The 16,271-nt window shown below is 72.6% G+C and carries 14 protein-coding genes; 9 read left to right on the top strand and 5 right to left on the bottom strand.

Annotation, left to right across the window (positions count from 1 at the left end; all coding sequences use genetic code 11):
• The first annotated feature begins 28 nt into the window (after positions 1-28).
• The gene (locus AB1K56_RS16495; protein ID WP_371206539.1) at positions 29-1,711 is read left to right on the top strand and encodes a glycoside hydrolase family 13 protein; all 1,683 of its coding nucleotides are present in this window, start codon (positions 29-31) and stop codon (positions 1,709-1,711) included.
• Positions 1,712-1,875: 164 nt separating this feature from the next.
• Here AB1K56_RS16495 and AB1K56_RS16500 read toward each other — a convergent pair whose 3' ends face one another.
• The gene (locus AB1K56_RS16500) at positions 1,876-2,898 is read right to left on the bottom strand and encodes a LacI family DNA-binding transcriptional regulator (RefSeq protein WP_136587426.1); all 1,023 of its coding nucleotides are present in this window, start codon (positions 2,896-2,898) and stop codon (positions 1,876-1,878) included.
• Positions 2,899-3,076: 178 nt separating this feature from the next.
• Between AB1K56_RS16500 and AB1K56_RS16505 the strand changes: the two genes are divergently transcribed.
• Genes AB1K56_RS16505 through AB1K56_RS16525 form a run of 5 tightly spaced genes read left to right on the top strand, consistent with a single transcriptional unit; the run spans position 3,077 to position 8,365 of the window.
• Positions 3,077-4,429 (top strand): ABC transporter substrate-binding protein, encoded by a 1,353-nt coding sequence (locus tag AB1K56_RS16505; RefSeq protein WP_136587427.1) that lies wholly within the window; start codon positions 3,077-3,079, stop codon positions 4,427-4,429.
• Positions 4,429-5,400 (top strand): carbohydrate ABC transporter permease, encoded by a 972-nt coding sequence (locus tag AB1K56_RS16510; RefSeq protein WP_371206540.1) that lies wholly within the window; start codon positions 4,429-4,431, stop codon positions 5,398-5,400. The genes AB1K56_RS16505 and AB1K56_RS16510 overlap by 1 nt, the downstream gene beginning before the upstream one ends.
• Complete coding sequence (locus tag AB1K56_RS16515) at positions 5,397-6,221, top strand: carbohydrate ABC transporter permease (protein ID WP_264632241.1); 825 nt, start codon at positions 5,397-5,399, stop codon at positions 6,219-6,221. Before AB1K56_RS16510 ends, AB1K56_RS16515 begins: the two co-directional genes overlap by 4 nt.
• 30 nt (positions 6,222-6,251) lie before the next feature.
• Positions 6,252-7,211: a glycosyl hydrolase family 32 gene (locus AB1K56_RS16520; RefSeq protein ID WP_371206541.1), complete on the top strand. Its 960-nt coding sequence runs from the start codon at positions 6,252-6,254 to the stop codon at positions 7,209-7,211.
• Positions 7,208-8,365: a serine hydrolase domain-containing protein gene (locus AB1K56_RS16525; RefSeq protein ID WP_371206542.1), complete on the top strand. Its 1,158-nt coding sequence runs from the start codon at positions 7,208-7,210 to the stop codon at positions 8,363-8,365. Before AB1K56_RS16520 ends, AB1K56_RS16525 begins: the two co-directional genes overlap by 4 nt.
• Positions 8,366-8,432: 67 nt before the next feature.
• Here AB1K56_RS16525 and AB1K56_RS16530 read toward each other — a convergent pair whose 3' ends face one another.
• The 4 genes from AB1K56_RS16530 to AB1K56_RS16545 are packed head-to-tail and all read right to left on the bottom strand — an operon-like array spanning position 8,433 to position 12,518.
• Positions 8,433-9,248 carry a glycosyltransferase family 2 protein gene (locus AB1K56_RS16530; RefSeq protein WP_371206543.1) on the bottom strand — a complete coding sequence of 272 codons (816 nt, stop codon included), beginning with the start codon at positions 9,246-9,248 and terminating at the stop codon, positions 8,433-8,435.
• A complete protein-coding gene (locus AB1K56_RS16535; protein ID WP_371206544.1) occupies positions 9,245-10,249 on the bottom strand; it encodes a hypothetical protein in 1,005 nt (334 codons plus the stop codon). The genes AB1K56_RS16530 and AB1K56_RS16535 overlap by 4 nt, the downstream gene beginning before the upstream one ends.
• Positions 10,246-11,379, bottom strand: coding sequence for a glycosyltransferase (locus AB1K56_RS16540; protein WP_371206553.1), 1,134 nt, complete (start codon positions 11,377-11,379; stop codon positions 10,246-10,248). Before AB1K56_RS16540 ends, AB1K56_RS16535 begins: the two co-directional genes overlap by 4 nt.
• Positions 11,379-12,518: a glycosyltransferase gene (locus AB1K56_RS16545; RefSeq protein ID WP_371206545.1), complete on the bottom strand. Its 1,140-nt coding sequence runs from the start codon at positions 12,516-12,518 to the stop codon at positions 11,379-11,381. The genes AB1K56_RS16540 and AB1K56_RS16545 overlap by 1 nt, the downstream gene beginning before the upstream one ends.
• A 67-nt stretch (positions 12,519-12,585) precedes the next feature.
• Between AB1K56_RS16545 and AB1K56_RS16550 the strand changes: the two genes are divergently transcribed.
• From AB1K56_RS16550 to AB1K56_RS16560, 3 genes are read left to right on the top strand one after another with little or no spacing between them, the layout of a single operon-like run.
• Complete coding sequence (locus tag AB1K56_RS16550; RefSeq protein WP_371206546.1) at positions 12,586-13,527, top strand: WcbI family polysaccharide biosynthesis putative acetyltransferase; 942 nt, start codon at positions 12,586-12,588, stop codon at positions 13,525-13,527.
• Positions 13,524-14,513, top strand: a complete 990-nt coding sequence (locus tag AB1K56_RS16555) for a hypothetical protein (RefSeq protein ID WP_371206547.1) — start codon at positions 13,524-13,526, stop codon at positions 14,511-14,513. Before AB1K56_RS16550 ends, AB1K56_RS16555 begins: the two co-directional genes overlap by 4 nt.
• The gene (locus tag AB1K56_RS16560) at positions 14,510-15,844 is read left to right on the top strand and encodes a glycosyltransferase family 2 protein (protein WP_371206548.1); all 1,335 of its coding nucleotides are present in this window, start codon (positions 14,510-14,512) and stop codon (positions 15,842-15,844) included. Before AB1K56_RS16555 ends, AB1K56_RS16560 begins: the two co-directional genes overlap by 4 nt.
• Positions 15,845-16,271 lie beyond the last annotated feature (427 nt).

The raw sequence follows: 16,271 nt of genomic DNA on the forward strand, positions 1-16,271 counted from the left end.
GACCATCCCCTCCCTGAAAGGACCCTCCGTGACCATCGCCGCACCCTCCGTGCACGCCCGCGAACTCTCCGACGCCCCCGACTGGTGGCGTCAGGCCGTGGTGTACCAGGTCTATCCCCGCAGCTTCGCCGACACGAACGGCGACGGTCTGGGCGACATCCCCGGCATCACCTCGCGGGTCCCGTACCTCGCCGAGCTGGGGGTGGATGCCGTCTGGCTCAGCCCCTTCTACCCCTCCGACCTCGCCGACGGAGGCTACGACGTCGCCGACTACCGCGACGTCGACCCGCGGCTGGGGACCCTGGCCGACATGGACGAGCTGATCTCGCAGCTGCACGCCCACGGCATCCGGGTCATCGTCGACATCGTGCCGAACCACACCTCCGACAAGCACGCGTGGTTCCAGGAGGCCCTGGCAGCCGGTCGTGGCTCCGCCGCGCGCGAGCGGTACATCTTCCGCGAGGGCACCGGCCCCGACGGCTCCGAGCCGCCCACGGACTGGGTCTCGGTGTTCGGCGGATCGGCGTGGGAGCGGGTCGCCGACGGGCAGTGGTACTTCCACAACTTCGACGTGTCGCAGCCCGACCTGAACTGGGCCAACTCCGAGGTGCGCGCCGACTTCCTCACGACGCTGCGGTTCTGGAGCGACCGCGGGGTGGACGGCTTCCGCGTCGACGTGGCCCACATGCTCACCAAGGACCTCAGCGAGCCGCTGCCCTCGCGGGCCGAGCTCGACGCGATGCCGATCGACGGGAACCACCCGCTGATCGACCGCGACGACGTGCAGGAGGTCTACGCCGAGTGGCGCGCGGTCTTCGACGAGTACGACCCGCCGCGCACCGCGGTCGCCGAGGCGTGGGTGCACCCCTCGCGCGTGCCTCTGTACGCGAGCGCGGCGAGCCTCGGCCAGTCGTTCAACTTCGACCTGCTCGAGGCCGACTTCGACGCCGGGCAGTTCCGCCGCATCGTCGCCGACAACCTCGCCCTGGCGGCGGAGTCGGGCTCGTCGACGACGTGGGTGCTGTCGAACCACGACGTCGTGCGCCACGCCACCCGCTACGGGCTCCCCGACGCGCAGCGTGGTGCCGACGGGCGCCCCACCCTCAAGCACGGCAACGAGTGGCTGCTCTCGGGCGGCACGGAACCGGCGCTCGACGCGGAACGGGGCGAGCGTCGTGCCCGCGCCGCCGCGCTCTTCCTGCTCGGGCTGCCGGGCTCGGCGTACCTGTACCAGGGCGAGGAGCTCGGCTTGCACGAGGTCGCCGACATCCCCGACGCCGAACGGCAGGACCCGACGTTCTTCCGCAGCCCGGGCGTCGATCTCGGGCGAGACGGATGCCGCGTGCCGCTGCCGTGGACCGCTTCGGGCGGGTCGTTCGGTTTCGGTGATGCCGGGGCGCACCTGCCGCAGCCGGACTGGTTCGAGACCTACGCCGCCGACGTCCAGGACGGCGATCCCGCGTCGACGCTGTCGCTGTACCGCCGGGCCCTCGCGCTGCGGCACGAGCTCCAGGCCGCCGAGGAGCTGACCTGGACCGACGGGTCGAGCGCCGAGGTCGTGGCGTACGAGCGCCCGAACGGCTGGAGCGTCGTGACCAACTTCGGCGCCGAGGCGGTCGCGCTTCCCGCGGGTGAGGTGCTGCTGTCGAGCCGCGCGCTCGACGACGGCCGGCTCCCCGGCGAGACGACCGTCTGGATGCGACGCGCCTGACCCGCCGCCCGAAAGCCCCGGCGCCCTCGTGCGCCGGGGCTTTCGCGCGTCGCTGATGGGCCGTGCACGGCATCCGCCCACCCCCACCGCCGAGTGTCCGAAACACCCGGACGGATCCGAAAGCGGCCCGGATGTCGTGGACACTCGACGTCGCCCCGCGCGCCTCACGCGCGGCGGATCGAGTCGCGGATCACCACCGGCATCTCGACCAGGTGCTGACCCTCGGGCGGACCTCCCGGCGCGAGCAGGAGCTCGACGGCGCGGCGGCCCATGTCCTCGTGGGGGAGACCGATGGTCGTCAGCCCCGGGCGCAGATAGGCGGCGAGCTCGTCGTTGTCGAACGACACCAGCGACACGTCCTCCGGCACGCGCAGACCGGCGTCGCCCAGCGCCTGCAGAGCGCCGAACGCCAGTCGGTCGTTGAGGCACACGATGGCCCGCGGCCGCAGTCCCTGCGCCAGCAGTCGCGCCGTGAACTCGTATCCGGGGGCGGGTTCCCACAGCCAGATCGACTCCTCGTGCAGGAAGGTCGCGCCCGCGTCGGCCATGGCCGCGGAGATCCCGCGGACGCGGGCCGCCACCGTGGCGGAGCGGAACAGATCGCGCTCCGCCTCCGCGTCGTAGCCGAGCAGCAGGATGCCGTCGCGGATCCCCGCCTCCAGGAGCAGCTCGACCGCCCGGCGTCCGCCCGTCTCCTCGTCGGGGAGGACGCTGCAGCGGTGCAGATCGTTCGTGGCGTTGAGCATGACCGTGCGCAGTCCCGTGGGGAGGGCGGGCACGAAGGTCTCGCGCGCCCGCATCGACGCGAAGATGATCCCGTCGACCTGACGATCGAGCAGGGCGGAGACCGCTTCGGCCTCCCTCTCGGGCTCCCCGCCGGTCTCCGCCACCAGCACGACCTGGCCGGCGGCTTCCGCCGCGCCGAGCGCCCCCTTGATGAGGCCGCTCGCGAAGCGGGTGGTGGCGACGAGATCCGACACGAAGCCGACCGTGTGCGAGGTGTCGGTGCGCAGCGCCCGGGCCGACATGTTGGGGCGGTAGCCCAGCTCCGCGGCGGCGGCGTGCACCCGCTCGTGCGCGTCCTGGGAGAGGCGGGTGTCGGGGCGGCCGTTGAGGATCATGGAGGCCGCCGCGGGAGACAGTCCCGCGCGGCGGGCGACGTCGGCCAGCGTGACCCTCTTGCCCATCGGTGTCCCCGTTCTGCGGCATCGGCGCCGCGGTCACGATCTTCGCAGCGATCTTGACAGCGCTCGACGCGTCTGCGTAAATGATCGTGCTAAATCCTTTCAGCAAAGATTAGCGCACCAGCAGTCCGCCGCCGGAACAGCCCGAGCGCCGGCACGCAGCACAGACGAAGGAGTCGACATGAACACCCGCATCCCCCGCCGGCGTCGAGGGGCATCCCTCGCTCTGATCGCCATCGCGGGACTCACCGGCGCCGCTCTGACCGGGTGCGCCCCCGGCAGCGCCGCACCGACCGCGCAGAACGACGTCGAGGTGAGCACCGAGCTGACCTCCGACCCGGTCCAGCTCACGATCGCCGACGAGACGGGCTTCCCGGTCACCGACAAGCTGACCGAGGAGTTCACGAAGCAGCACCCGAACGTCACGTTCACCATCAACCGCGACACGTTCCAGAACCTGACCGCGAACGCCCCGAAGCTGCTCGCCAGCTCCACGCCGCCCGATCTGATCCGTCTCCCCACCCTGGGCGACACGGTGCGCGACGGTCTCGTGGCCAATCTCGACCCCTACTTCGACGCCTACGGCTGGGACGCGTGGCCGGCCTCGCAGCTCGCCCCGCTGCGCATGACCGACGAGGGCGTCCGCGGTTCCGGTTCGCTGTACCAGCTGGGCCTGGGCTACAGCATCACCGGCATCTATATGAACACCACGCTCGCCGACCAGCTGGGCATCGACGCCCCGCCGCAGACGCTCGCCGAGCTCGAAGAAGACATGGCGAAGGCCAAGGCCGCCGGTGTGCTGCCGATCATGGCCGGCGACAAGGACGGCGTCGTCAACTTCGTCGTGCAGGCGGCGATGAACCAGTACGTCGACAAGGACCAGTTCCTGTCGTGGATGTTCAACGAGCCCGGGGCGCGCTACGACGAGTCCGGCAACGTCGAGGGTGCCGAGCTCGTGCGTAAGTGGGCGGATGCCGGGTACTTCCCGTCCGACATCAACGCGATCGACTATTTCACCTTCACCAGCCGCTTCTCGGCGGGCGAGGGACTGTTCACCTTCAACGGCAACTGGGAGGCGGCGAACTACCAGAAGGCGCTCGGCTCGAACGTGGAGTTCTTCCTCGTGCCGCCCGCCGAGGCCGGGGCCGACCACGTGGCCATGGGGGCGGCGAACTCGTTCTCGGTCGCCGCGAAGTCGCCGCACATCAACGAGGTCGCGTACTTCCTCAACTGGGTGCACACCGACCCCACCGCGCGCCAGATCATCGTCGATGTCACGGGCGCCTCGCCCGGCGGCGACCCGGCGCAGGAGCTGCCCTCGGTCGAGGCCGGCTCGCTCATCGAGAACGCGCTGAAGATGTCCGCCCAGATCGGCGCCGAGAACGGCCAGGTCGACTTCATGGCCAACACCACCGCCGGTATCTACGCGGGCTCGATCATCCCCGAGTCGCAGCTGCTGGTGACCAGCCAGATCACCGGCAAGGAGTTCGTCGACCGCGTGCAGAAGTTCTACGAGAGCGAGGTCGGCGAGTAATGACCGACCGTGCGGTCGCCGTCGCGGCGGCCCCTCGACCCGACGACGCCCCCTCGGCGACGGCGACCGCACCCGTTCGCCGGGCCGCTGCACGCACAGCGGCCCGGCGGGCGACCCTCGCCGGGTGGGTCCTCCTGCTTCCCGCGCTCGCCTTCTACATCGGATTCGTCATCTGGCCCCTGTTCCAGGGCGTGCAGTATTCGTTCTACGACTGGAACGGCATCGGCGTCGCCCGCTGGGTCGGCGTCGAGAACTACCTCACTGTGTTCACCGACCCCGATCTGCTCGGCGCGATCCGCAACGCGTTCATCCTGATCGCGTTCTTCACCTTCATCCCGGTGGGGCTGGGGCTGGTGCTCGCGACCCTCATCCGCGGCATCCGGTACAAGGCCTTCGCGGCCGCGGCGCAGACCGTGCTGTTCCTGCCCCAGATCATCCCGCTCGCGGCGGCCGGTATCGCCTGGTCGTGGATGTACGCCCAGACCGGTGCGGTCAATCAGATCCTCGGCTGGGTCGGGCTCGGGTGGATCACCCGGCCGTGGCTCGCCGACTACGGCACGGCGCTGCCGGCCGTGGGTCTGATCGGGTCGTGGGTGCTCACGGGGCTGTGCACCGTGCTGCTGCTCACCGGTCTCGGCAAGATCGACGTCTCGCTGTACGAGGCCATCCGCCTGGACGGCGCCGGATGGTGGCGCGAGTTCTTCACGATCACCCTCCCCGGCCTGCGGCAGGAGATCGCGGTGCTCGTCACCGTCACCGTCATCGCCGCCCTGTCGAGTTTCGACATCATCTACACCTCGACCCAGGGCGGCCCCGGCCGCGCGACCCTCGTGCCGGGCCTGTCGATCTTCCGCATCGGCTTCACCCAGAGCGACGTGGGCCTGGCCTCGGCCTTCGGCATCGTGCTCATGGTGCTCGTGCTGATCGTGGTGCTCCCCATCCAACGTCTTTCGAGAGCGAGCGACTCGTGATCGCCAGCCGCACCGAGCGCGTGCTCGGCATCCTCCTGCTCAGCGTCGCCGCGATCGTGACGTTGCTCCCGCTGATCAGCATGTTCTCCGCGGCGCTGCAACCCGCCGACCAGAACCCGACCGGCCTGACGTGGCCGACCGACCCGCAGTGGGGAAACTTCGCCACCGCTTTCGAGACCGGTCACGTCTGGCAGTTGATGGGCTCGAGCCTTGTCATCGTGCTCGGGGTCGTGCCGCTGAGCCTGGTCGCCGCCACCCTGGCGGGCTTCGCGCTGGGCTCCCTCCAGGTGCGCTTCGGCCGCGGCATCCTGGTGTTCTTCGTGCTGGGGCTGACGATCCCGTTCGAGGCGCTCATCATCCCGCTCTACTACCAGGCGCAGTCGATGGGCACCGTGAACACCCCGTGGGCGGTGATCTTCCCGCTCATCGGGCTCTACATGCCGTTCGGCGTGTTCTGGATGCGCGCGCACTTCATCAATGTGCCGCGCGAGCTGTCCGAAGCGGCGCGCGTGGACGGGGCGTCGCTGTGGCGCGAGTTCCGCAGCATCCAGTTGCCGCTCGCGGCTCCCGCGCTCTCGGCACTCGCGATCCTGCTGTTCATCTGGACGTGGAACCAGTTCCTGCTCCCGGTCGTGCTCATCGCCGACCCGCTGCAGCGCACCGTGGCCGGCGCGCTGACGTTCTTCCAGGGGCAGTACTCGCTCAGCATCCCGCTGCTGAACGCGGGAGCGCTGATCATCATCACGCCCGCCGTGCTGCTGTTCCTCGTGTTCCAGCGCCAGTTCATCCGTGCCCTGGTGCAGGGCGCGGTCAAGGGCTGATCGGCCCCCTCTCCTTTCGAAACGGATCTCATGACGTTCACGCTGCCCGACCACTGGGTCTGGGATTTCTGGCTCGCCCGCGACGGCGACACCCACCACATGATGTTCCTCCAGGCGCCGACGAGCCTGGGCGACCCCGACCTGCGCCACCGCAACGCGAGCGTCGGCTACGCCACGAGCGACGACCTGCGCTCGTGGACCGTGCACGGCACGGTTCTCGAGCCCTCCGGCGGAGACGCTCCGGATGCCACGGCGACGTGGACGGGGAGCATCGTCGGGGCGGATGCCGACTGGCGCATGTTCTACACCGGCTCGCGCTTCCTGCGAGACGGCGAGATCACGAACGTCGAGACGGTCCTCGCGGCCTCGTCGGGCGATCTCGCGACGTGGGTCAAGGATCCCGAGGTCGTCGTCGCCGCGGACCCGCGCTGGTACGAGACGCTTCTCGACGGCACGTGGCACGAGGAGGCGTGGCGCGACCCGTGGGTGTTCGCCGATCCCGACGGGGACGGGTGGCACATGCTCGTGACGGCCCGCGCGCGCGACGGCATCGAACGCGATCGCGGGGTCATCGGCCACGCGTGGTCCGCCGACCTGCGCCGCTGGGAGGTCCGCCCCCCGCTCAGCGCGCCGGGCGCGGGCTTCGCGCACCTCGAGGTTCCGCAGGTGGTGCGGATCGAGGGCCGGTGGGCCCTGATCTTCTCGTGCGACGCGACCCATCTCGCCGGCGATCGCGCCGGTCGGGCGGGAGGGATCTGGGCCGTCGCCCTCGACGACCCGCGGGGTCCGTACCCGGTGGAGCGGGCGACCCTGGTCGCCGACGAGCGCCTGTACAGCGGTCGCGTCGTCGCCGACGACGCCGACGGGCGCGCCGTGATGCTGGCCTTCGAGAACGTCACGACCGACGGGGCCTTCGTCGGGACGCTGTCCGATCCGCTGCCGTTGCACTGGGACGGCGATCGCCTCGCCGTCGCGGAGGTCGTCCGATGACCGCGGTGCAGGGCGTCGTCGCCCCCGGTTTCGAGGCGGTGGGCGAGGCGTTCGACGCCGCGTTCGAGGGACTGCCCGAGATGGGCGCGGCCCTGGCCGTCCGTGTCGGCGGGCAGACGGTCGTCGACGTCTGGGGCGGCACGGCCGACAGCCGCGACGGCCGGCCCTGGGAGCGCGACACGCCCTCGGTGGTGTTCTCGTGCACGAAGGGACTCATGTCGATCCTGGCGGCGCGACTCGTCGCAGACGGGACGCTCGACCTCGACCGACCGCTCGCCGAGATCTGGCCGGACTTCGCGGCGCAGGGGAAGGACCGCGTGACCGTCGGCGACGCCCTCGCGCACCGGGCGGGCGTCTCGGCCCCGCGGGTCGACGTCACGCGCGCGCAGCTCCTCGACGTCGACGCCATGGCGAGCCTCGTCGCCGCGCAGGAACCTCTGTGGGAGCCGGGTGCCGGGTGGGCGTATCACGCGCTCACCCACGGCTGGTTGTCGGGCGAGATCGTGCGTCGGGCGGGTGGCGTCGCCCCGCAGGTCGCTTTCGCCGCGATGGCCGAGGCCGTGGGAGGCGGGGCCTGGTTGGGCATGCCGGCCGAGATCGCGGCATCCGTGGCGCACCTCCGCGTGGGGCCGACGCTCTCGGCCCTCGTCGAGCGGCAGGCGGCCGAGCGTGATCCGCGTGCGGTCGATTGGCTGGACCGGGCGATGACCCTCGGCGGCGTGCTTCCGGCCACGCTGGTCACGGACGACGACGGGTTCAACGCCGACGACGTGCGCGCCGCGGTGATCCCGGGCGCGGGAGCCGTCGCGACCGCGCGCGCGGTCGCGGCGATGTGGTCGGCCACGGTCGCCGAGACCGACGGCATCCGCCTCCTCGACGACGACACGCTCGACGTCGTCACGCGCGAGCGGACCGCGGGTGCTCCGGTCTTCGCCGCACCCGCACCGTGGCCGCGCTGGGCGGCCGGCTTCCAGCTCGACTCGGCTGCGCGTCGCTACCTCGGGCCGACGAGCTTCGGGCACGACGGGGCGGGCGGCCAGGTCGCGTTCGCCGACCGCGCGGCCCGTGTGGGTTTCGCGTTCGTCACGAACTGGATGGAGGCCGACGACCCCCGCGCCACGCGCATCGTCGACGCCCTCCGCTCCGTGGTCTGATCCTGGGCCGCGCGACCCGCCAAGAATTGTCGCTTCCGGGCACCCCGGAGCGGCAATTCTCGGCGCCTCACGCGCCCGTGCGCACCCACACGCCGTCGCGCTGCTCGATCGCCCCGGCCGCGGCGAAGGCGTCGAGCCATCCGCCCATCGGCCACGATCCCCACCGCGCGTGGAAAGTCGCGCCGTTGCGCAGGATGTCGTCGAGGTGCTGCCACGGGGGAGAAGACACCGGATGCCACTGGTGGAAGGCATCGGCCCCGCCGACCCAGCGCATCTCGACGCCGGCGGCTCGAGCGGTCCAGGCGAGGTCGGTGTCCTCCGCGCCGTAGCCCTCGTAGCCTGCGTGGAAGCCGCCGATCCTCTCCCAGGTCGCGGGGGTGACGGCGAACGACAGCGACCAGAAGAGGTCGTACTCCGCCGCGGTCGCCGCGCGCGTCTCGCGCGCCGGCAGCGCCGGTCGCGCGCGATGCGGACGGATGAGGAAGGGCAGGTCCGCAGCGGTTTCGGGGCGTTGCACGCTCGCGAGATAGGTCACCGCTCCGGCCAGGATCGCCTCCGGGTGCGCGTGCGCCGCGGAGCGGTACGCCGTGAGGAGTTCCTCACCCGGGAGGCAGTCCACGTCGAGGAACACGAGCAGCTCCGCGCCCGCGTCGACGGCCGCGGCGGCGGCCCGGTTGCGACCTTCGCCGACGCGCAGTCCGAGGGGCCCCGGGGGCACGTGCAGCGTCAGGGTCCCGGCATCCGGGATGCCGGACGGCGGCGACTCGTCGAGCCAGGCCTCCACCCGCACGATGTCGTCGGCGACCTCCGCCAGCACGCGACGCTGGCGCGAGAGATGCTCGCTCCGGGCCCGCGAGGCGACCGTGATGACCGCGGTCCTCACGGCAGCATCGCCTCGACCGCGGCGGCCATGCGCCCCGCGCCGCCGGAGACCTGCCAGCGCGCCCAGTCGGGGGAGTCCTCGGAGGCGGCCTCGACGAGCGCGACGAGCTCCGCGGCCGAGGTCGACGCGTCGGCGCGGCGGGCCAGGCCCCAGCGTTCCAGGGCGTCCGCGGTGTGGTCCTGCTCGCAGAAGGGGCGTTCCTGGGCGATGACCACCGCGCGGGCGCCCGCGGCGGCGAGGTCGGCGACGCTGTTCTGCCCGGCGGCGCTGAGCACGACGGTGCTGCGCGACAGCAGCGGCCAGGGATCGTCGACGCGCGAGGCGGCGTCGTGCCCGACGGCGGTGACCTCCCACCCGTGCGCGCGGAGCAGCGCGGTCACCTGCTCGCGCACGTCGTCGTCGATGACGCGGCCGAGGATGAGCAGCGACCGGGGCTCGCGCGCCCCGTCCGGGGTCCGTCCGTCGTAGCGCGAGATCCCGCCCGTCCACAGGACGCGGTCGCCGTGCGCCGACAGCCCTGTCGCGGGGACGGCGCCGTGCGCCCACGGGGCGACGATGCGGTCGGCGAGGGCGTAGGCGAGGGCGTGCGGGGTGTCGGTGCGGGCGCCGGGCTGGGTCACCGCGACGGTGCGCAGTCCCAGAAGGCGGGCGAACGCGACGACCTCCGCGCTCACGTCGACGACGAACGCCTGGAGTTCGCGGGTGACGGATGCCGCGGCGATGGCCGCGAGCCGCGCCCGGTGTCCGGGGTGCCCGTGCGGGGCCCAGTGCAGGTGACCCCGCACGGTGGGGTCGGCGTCGCGCGGGTCGCGCAGCACCCCGTCGCGGTCCTCGAAGCCGTCGGCGTCGGTGGGCAGCTCGACCCACTCGACCTCCGACGCCAGGGCGGCCGGACGACGCATCGACGAGAACACGACGACGGGTGTGCGCAGGTGCGGTTGCACCGCGAGGAACCGTGCGACGTGACCGTGGCCGTGGTGGTGGACGTACCAGCCGATCACCACGCCACCGCCGGCGCGCGGCGCGCCGAGACCGGCTGCGCGGTGTGGGTGAGCACGCGCTCCACCTCGCGGTAGCGCTGCGCCAGCGAATGCTGTCGCACGGCGGCGCGGCGCGTCCAGACGCGGGTGAGCGGTTCGCGGGCGCCCTCCGCGGCGAGCTGCGCCGCCGCCTTCGCGAGGGCGACGACGTCGCCCGCCGTGACCGTGGCCGATCCCGGCATCCCCGCGAGCACCTCCGAGACGCCGCCGATGTCGAACGCCGCGACGGGGGTGCCGGTGGCCAGCGCCTCGGCGATGACGAGCCCGAACGGCTCCTCCCACATCGGCGTCACCAGAGCCACGGCCGACGAGCCGACCAGCCGGCACAGGTCGCTCTGGTGCAGGGGACCGACGTAGCGGGCGTGCACGCCGAGGCGCGGCACGATCTCCTGCTCGAAGTAGTCGACGTCGCCGATGCGACCGGCCAGAACGATGTGCGCCCCGGCCTCGCGCGCCGCCTCGATCGCGAGGTGCGGAGCCTTCTCGGGCACGACGCGTCCCGACCACACCCACGACGTTCCGCCCGCACCGCGGGTCCACTGGTCGGTGTCGATGCCATTGGGGAACACGAACGCGTCCACGCCCTCGACCGACCACGCGCGTGCGGTGGCCTGGCTCACCGCGACGAAGCGGTGGGGGCTGTCGCGCACCTCGGTCGCCGCTTCGAGCATCGGCTCCAGCGGAGGGGTGTGCAGGGTCGTCACGACCGGGATGCCGGCATCCCGACTCCACCGGATGGGGGCCGGATGCAGACTGTGGTTGTCGACCACGTCGTACAGGTGCCGGTCCGCGATGAGGCGTTCGAGCGCCGCGTCGTACGCCGCGTCGACCGCGGCGGCGTAGCCGGCCGGGTATTCGGTGTCGGAGGACTCCTCCGGGCGGGTCCATTCGGGCGTCGGCAGGCGGAACTCGGGCACGTCGCCGAGGTAGTCCGAGCCGTCGGCGGCGCACAGGGTGACCTCGTGGCCCCGCGCGCGCAGCCAGCGCACCCGGTCCCACACGCACGCCTCGAGCCCCCCGGCGTGGGGCTGGCGCAGCGCGTACCGCGAGGGGGCGACGACGAGGACGCGCAGAACCGTGGGCGGTCGCATCACGCTGCCTCCTCCTTCGCCATCGCTCGTCGGTAGAGCGCGAGGTGCGCGGCGCGCACCGCCTCGCGTTCGGCGAGCCGGTCGACGCGTCGGCGCTCGACCTCGGCCGCGCGCGCGGCGGAGCCGGGCGTCGACCACGCGGCATCCGTGGCGTCGACGATCGCGCGCGCGAGCGAGAGCGGCTCGCCCACGTCGAAGCGGTGGAAGTCGTCGGGATGCTGCGCGGCGATGTGTCCGACGCGCGTGCCCACGACCGGCACGGCGAGGTCGTAGCAGAGCTCCGCCCAGCCGGACTGCGTTCCGTGCCGGTAGGGCAACAGGCACGCGTCGAGGTCGGCGAGCCACCGGGAGAGGGCGTCGTCGTCGAGACGCTCCCCGCGTTCGACGGTGACCCCCTCGGCGTCGCGCGCGAGCAGATCGATGGATGCCGCCGCCTCGGCGTCGCGCACCCTGTCGTTCATCCGCACCACGCCCTCGACGCGCGCACCCTGCGCGCGGAGGTCGGCGACGGCGCGGACGAGGGTCGCCGTCGTCCCGACCCCGTCGATGTTCGGGCGCAGGTCGCGCAGGTGCACGCCCACGCGCGTGACGCCGTCGGAGGTCCCGGTGGGGCGCTCCGCGTCGTCGAGCAGCGTGGGGTGCGGGATGACCGCGGGGCGGCGCCGGGTGAGGGCCTGCACCTCGTCGGCCGCGGTGCCGGTGAGGGTGATCAGTTCGTCGGCCGCCTCGGCCAGCACGGCCAGCGACTCCCGGTGCGCGTCCTGCGACAGCAACTGGGGGTTCTCCAGGTCGTGCACGGTGTAGACGAGCGGTCGTCCCAGGGCCCGCAGCGCCGCGACGGTCTCGGCCAGTTCCGCGGGGGAGTACGACTCGATGCCGAAGTGCACGTGCACCAGGTCGAAGTCGTCCGCGTTCTCGCGCAGCCACGCGGGGAGGAGCACCTGCGGGGGCCACCACTGGCCCTCGGGAGCGCCCGGGGGCGGCGGATCGGCGAGCAGGCGCATGCTCGCGGGATCCGCGACGGCGGTGACGTAGGGATGCGCCGAGGGGACGGCGGCGATCCGGACCGGGGGGACGGTGCTGGCGACGATCTTCTCTTCCTCCTCGTGCAGGCGGGCATGGCGGTGCGCGTACCGCATCGCCAGGCACATCGCAATGCAACGGGGCGGTTGGGACGACGATGACACCGACGGATACGTTCACATCATGAGTGGCGAGACGGCGCGACTGCAGAGCCTTGCGGACCACGGCGAGGCGGTGATAGCGCGCCGGGCGCACTACGCCGAGTTCTTCGGACAGGCCGAGCCGCCCGCCGGATACGGCGTCGTGGTGGGCAACTGCCAGGCGGAGTCGCTGCGCCTGGTCATCTCGTCCGACGCCCTGCCGGCGGTGCGCGTGCCCGCGGTGCACGAGCTGTCCGCCGATGACGCGGAGCGCCTGCACGCTCTTCTGCGCGGCGCCTCGTTCCTGGTCGCCCAGCCCATCCGCGACGATTACCGGGGGCTCGCGCTGGGCACCGCTCAGCTGCGGGCGTCCCTGCCGCCCGGCGCGCGCGTCGTGACCGTCCCGGCCGTCCGCTTCGCGGGGCTCCACCCGTTCCAGGCGGTGCTGCGTCTCCCCGCGTTCCCCGAGGATCCGCCGCTCGTGGCGTACCACAACGTGCGCACCGTCGCCGAGGCCGCGGGCCTGCGCGTGCCCCGCGTCCTCGGGGCCGAGACGGTGCGCGAGATCGCCGAGGGGTCCCGTGCCGAGCTCCGGCGCCGTGAGGCGCGCGGTCTCGACGTCGCGGCATCCGACCTCTTCGCCCCCGTCGTCGACGACCTCGCCCGCACGGTGAACCATCCCGGGAATGCGCTGTTCCTCCCGCTGGGGGAGCGCATCGTGACCGCCCTGGGCGCCCCCGGTCGGGCGGTCGACCCCGGCCGGCCGATCCTCGCCTCGGTGCGCGCCCCCCTTGAGGACTGGGTGGTCGCGGCCTGGGGCCTGGACACCGCGCCCCGCCCCGACTGGACCGTCGGCGGGGAACGACTCCCCGCCGAGGTCGTCCGTGAGGCCCATCTCGCGTACTACGCCGAGCGTCCCGCCCTCCTCGCCGCGGTCGTCGACCGCATGGCGCCGCTGCTGGCCACGTGGGCGGCCGCCGCATGACCGCGCCCCTCCCGGATGCCGCGCCCCCGGTCCTCTTCGTCCATCCCGGCCCGCACGGGGTCGCGGTGTACGCGCGCGAGATCGCCGCGGAGGTCGTGCGCGTGCGCGCCGACGCCCGGATCACGACCCCCGACACCCTGGTCGCCCTCCCCGCCGGCACGGCCGTGCACGCCCACGTCACCGACCGCCTCTGGGGCGCCTCGCCCGAGGAGGCGACGCGTGCCGTGGTGGGGCTGGCGGCGCGGCATCCGCTCACGGTCACCCTGCACGACGTGCCGCAGGCGTCCGACGGCGAACGCAACCGCCCGCGTCGCCGCGCGTTCTATCGCGAGGTCACCGCGGCGGCGCGAGCCGTCGCCGTGAACAGCGCGCACGAGCGCGAGCTGCTGCGCGAGGTGGACGTCTGGCACGGCGACGTCGCCGTCATCCCGCTCCCCGTCGACGAGCGGCCCGTCGCCCCGTCCCCCTCCGTCGACGCCGTCGGCGTGCTCGGATACTTCTACCCCGGCAAGGGGCACGACGAGGCGCTGGACGCCGCCGTCGAGGCCGGGATGTCGCGCATGACCGTCCTGGGGCGCGCGTCGGAGGGGCATGCCGCCGACCTCGACGCGTTCGTGCGCCGGGCGGATGCCGCGGGCGTCGAGGTCGAGGTGACCGGGTGGCTCGACGACGACGAGATGGCGGCCCGCGTGGCGCGCGTGGCCGTGCCCGTGATTGCCCACCGGCACGTGTCCGCTTCCGGTTCGTTGACGTCGTGGATCGGGTGGGGGCGCCGCCCCGTCGCCGTGCGCAACCGTTACGTCGACGAGATGGCGGCCCTGCGCCCCGGCACGCTCTCGGTCGTCGAGCCGGAGCAGCTCGCGCCCGCGATCTCCGCGGCCCGGGTCGACGCGGCGACGACGTGGCATGACATCGCCGCGCTCCCGGCCGGTCGGGCCGACGCGACCGCGGCCTACCTGCGCTGGTGGTCGGGGGTGAGCCGATGAGCGCGGCCGTGCCCGAGGGTTGGACCGACCGGATGCCGTGGGTCCCGGGCAACCGCTGGGATCTGCTGGCGCACCTCGACCCCGAACCCCCTCGCGTCACGGTGATCGTCACCCACTACGCGCAGCCGACCGAGTTGGCCCGCACCCTCGCCGCTCTCGCGGGGCAGGACCACCCGGCCGATCGTCTCGAGGTCGTCGTCGCCGACGACGGTTCCCCCGTCGCGCCCGAGGTCCCCGAGGGCGTCCGGCTCGTCCGCCAGGAGGATCGCGGCTTCCGGGCCGCCGCGGCGCGCAATCTCGGCGCATCGGTGGCGACGGGTGACGTCCTGTGCTTCCTCGACGCCGACACGGCTCCCGAGCCGGGATACGTGCGCGCCCTCACGCGGCTTCCGGCCCTGCTCACCGAGGCAGTGACCGTCGGTCGGCGCCGACACGCCGACTTCCGCGGCATCCCCGTCGATGCCCCGGTCGCCCGCGTCGCCCCGGAGGTCGAACTGCCGGAGCCGCGATGGCTGCGCGAGGCGTACGAGACCAGCGGAAACCTGTTGCGCGCGAACGATCGCTCCTACCGACACGTCATCAGCGCCGTGCTCGCCTGCTCCCGCTCCTTCTTCGACGAGGTCGGCGGGTTCGACGAGTCGTTCTCCGCGTACGGAGGAGAGGACTGGGAGTGGGCCCACCGCGCGTGGCAGGCCGGCGCGGTTCTGGCCCACGTGCCCGAGGCCGTCGCGTGGCACGACGGTCCCGACTGGGCGGGCCGAGACAGTCGCGACCGGGCGGCGGAGGGGAATGCGCAGACCCTTCGGCTCTCCCAGCTGATCCCCGTCGACGGCTCCGCGGGCCGCGGTCTGCTGCCGCGCACGCCCGACCTCGAGGTCGTCGTCCCGCGCGGGCTCGCCCCCGACGTGGCCTTCGTCTGCGTCGACTCGATCCTCGCGGCGTGCCCGCGGGCGACGGTGACGATGGATGCCGTGCCCCCCGGCACCGCGCTCGCGGCCGACGCGCGGGTACGCGCCGGAACCGACCCCCTCGATGCGCGCGTGACGCTCGAGCTCGATGCCGCGATCGTCGTCCTCGATCCCGAGGCGTTCGTGGAGGCGCTGGCCCCCCTGGGGGAGGCCGAGGTGGGCACGCTTGCGCTGTTCTCACCGGAAGGCGTGCGCGTCGGTCGCGCGGGGAACCGGCGGGCCCGTCACCGCGCGCGCCGATGGACGGATACGCGCACCCTCGCCGAGCGTCGAGTGACGGTCGCGGGCATGCACTCTCTGCGAGAGGCTCCCCACGTCGAGGCGTGGGTCGGCGGGTGGGGGAGCCGCGAACGGTTCGTCTGACCGGCCGTTCCTTGCTCCGCGGTCGCCGTGCGGTGCCGCGCGACACGCCCGGGTGGTGGGGTGGATTCGACGGGTGGTCGGATCCCGCGTAAGTTATTACTTGTTCGCCCCACAGGGGAGAGCGGAGCGGCCGGAAGGCCCCGCAGCCCCTCACGTGACGGACCGCCCCCGACATCGGATGTTGAGAGTTTCGATTCTCTGGTCTACAGTTGGGGTTCTGCCGCTCGGCGCGTCTCCTTGATTCTGCTTCTGTGAAGTGGGTTTCGTGGTGCGTGGGTGGTGTAGGTAGTGAACTGCCTCACGGGTAGGTCTTGGTGACTGTTTCTGTGGGTGCGTCCGTTCCTTGAGAACTCAACAGCGTGCACTTGTCAAATGCCAATTTATTCCTCGTCGGTCTGACTTTTGTTGGATTGCGAGAAATTCCTTT

This window comes from Microbacterium sp. BWR-S6Y (genome assembly GCF_041379845.1).
GTDB classification, from domain to species: domain Bacteria; phylum Actinomycetota; class Actinomycetes; order Actinomycetales; family Microbacteriaceae; genus Microbacterium; species Microbacterium hydrothermale.